We start from the raw sequence: 1,819 nt of genomic DNA, 5'->3' as shown, positions 1-1,819 counted from the left end.
CGCGTGGAGCGCGAGGCCAGAAGGTTCAACAGGGTCAAGGCGCACCTCCCGCAGTGCTTTATTTAGGTCAGCTTGGTTGACCTATTATCAGGCCGCGCCTTTCGCGTGAATACACAAAACGGTCATGGCGCATCGCCCTGGCGACATTTGGCCCACAGATTTTCGCAAATGCTAATGGAAATTTGGTCATCGGCCCCGGCAGATGGTGGATTGTCGTTATATTAGAAAAGGCGCATATTACAGCAAGCCGGAGCTTCGCTGCGGTTGAACCGCCCGTTGGCCAGGACTGCCCGAGCGGTCCACGGATAGACCAGTCAAATGCCAGGAGAAAACACGCACGTCCGTGCCGCCCCTCATCATTGGGCCGCCGAGGCAGTGATATTTGGAGGAGGATCCCATGAAGGTTACCATATTGGCGACTTACGAACCCCATGCCGCCAAGGGGCTGATGCAAGGATCGAACCGCGAGGTTGCAATCGCCGCGCTGTTTGAAAGCGTGGGTGGCAAGATGAACAGCCTGATGTTCACGCGCGGCAAATATGACGTCATCGTCAATGGCGAGGTGCCGAACCAGGCCGCCGGGATGGGCATGACCCTTGCCGTGCGGGCAAGCGGCTCGGTGCGCGACATGGTCGTTCTCGAAGAGCTGGACATGAAGGCCGTGCTCGCGGCCGCCAACAAGGCCGCCGGCGCCTACAAGCCGGCCGGCTGACCTCAAACCGATCGGAGGACGCCATGACCGCCTATAACGTAGTCCGTTTTCGCACCAAGCCAGGCAAGGAAAAGGCCTTCGTCGATGCGCATGAGAAGATCTCGCTGAACGCCAAGGGCTTTCGCAAGGGCGCCCTTATCAAGACCGGCGAGCGCACATTCTGCATGGTCGGCGAATGGAACGACATGGACAGCCTGGCCGCGGCGCGTCCGATGATGATCGGCATTCTCGACACGTTCCGCGATATGCTCGAAGACCTCGGCGGCGAACTCGGCGTGACGGATCCGGTATCAGGGACGGTCGTTGCGGAAATAGGCTGAGGGTACTTCCCTCTGGCGGGCCGGGCCACCATGCGCCCGGCCGACGCTTGCGGCCGACGACATGCCGCCGCGCTGGCGTGGCGCGTCTGCGCGGCCCTCAGAATGGCAACCGGATCTCGTCGAGGTGGTTCGACTGTTCCGGCCAGCCGATATCCTTCTTGATCTCGGTCGGCAGCTCGTTGAGCTCGCGCGTCGTACGGCGGCGCTTGCTGGCCTGCGCGAAGGCGGCGCGGATTCGGTTGAGACTTTTGAACATGGAAACCCCCGTAGATCAGCGGCGGAAAACCGGTGCCGCCTCTTCCCGGCGCCGCTTTTGCAATGCGTCTGTAACCAGTCGATTGCGCACGAACGGTGAAATGCTTCACGAAGCCGGGGCGGCTTGAAACATATGCATGCAAATTAATTTATGAGATCAGGCATGCGGCCTGCGCGCCAGTCGCAAGCCCGTGTGGCCTGCAATGTCAGACGCTTGGGCTGATTGACCGATGTGTCAATTGATGTCCCGCCGAGACGGCGGCGCGCTTTACTCCGGCGCCTGCGAATCCCCGGAAATGACCCTCGCGGCGGTCTGCGCCGAAAGCCGGCCTTTGCGGACGAGCGTCGGCCTTGAATATTCTTTCTTCATGGCAAAGTCCCCAACCAGCACTGAAACGTGCGGCATCGGACATGGGCTGTCAAGCGGAGAGCCCGGCACCGGAAGGCGCTCCACGCTTTTCCGGAATTGCTTTAGAACTTGTAGTTGATCTTGCCGACGACGGTGTTTTCCGTATCGCGGTTCCTGAGAAGC

At 60.4% G+C, this 1,819-nt stretch carries 4 protein-coding genes; 3 read left to right on the top strand and 1 reads right to left on the bottom strand.

Features of this window, described 5'->3' with window-relative positions; genetic code table 11:
* The first annotated feature begins 397 nt into the window (after positions 1–397).
* Together EOD07_RS33160 and EOD07_RS33155 are read left to right on the top strand one after the other, a co-directional pair.
* Positions 398–712 (top strand): GYD domain-containing protein, encoded by a 315-nt coding sequence (locus tag EOD07_RS33160; protein WP_127238228.1) that lies wholly within the window; start codon positions 398–400, stop codon positions 710–712.
* 23 nt (positions 713–735) lie between these two features.
* Complete coding sequence (locus EOD07_RS33155; RefSeq protein ID WP_127238227.1) at positions 736–1,032, top strand: antibiotic biosynthesis monooxygenase; 297 nt, start codon at positions 736–738, stop codon at positions 1,030–1,032.
* Between the two features lie 97 nt (positions 1,033–1,129).
* On the opposite strand, the gene EOD07_RS37920 is transcribed toward EOD07_RS33155, so the two are convergent.
* Positions 1,130–1,288: a hypothetical protein gene (locus tag EOD07_RS37920; protein WP_164772785.1), complete on the bottom strand. Its 159-nt coding sequence runs from the start codon at positions 1,286–1,288 to the stop codon at positions 1,130–1,132.
* 350 nt (positions 1,289–1,638) lie between these two features.
* Between EOD07_RS37920 and EOD07_RS38265 the strand changes: the two genes are divergently transcribed.
* On the top strand, positions 1,639–1,819 hold a 181-nt coding region (locus EOD07_RS38265; RefSeq protein WP_206519635.1), incomplete at its 3' end, for a hypothetical protein.

Source organism: Mesorhizobium sp. M2C.T.Ca.TU.002.02.1.1, assembly GCF_003997225.1.
This window is presented reverse-complemented; position numbering and strand designations above follow the sequence as displayed.

Coding starts and splice junctions, on each gene's coding strand:
- EOD07_RS33155 (WP_127238227.1), top strand. CDS start 736: ATGACCGCCTATAACGTAGTCCGTTTTCGCACCAAGCCAGGCAAGGAA.
- EOD07_RS37920 (WP_164772785.1), bottom strand. CDS start 1,288: ATGTTCAAAAGTCTCAACCGAATCCGCGCCGCCTTCGCGCAGGCCAGC.
- EOD07_RS33160 (WP_127238228.1), top strand. CDS start 398: ATGAAGGTTACCATATTGGCGACTTACGAACCCCATGCCGCCAAGGGG.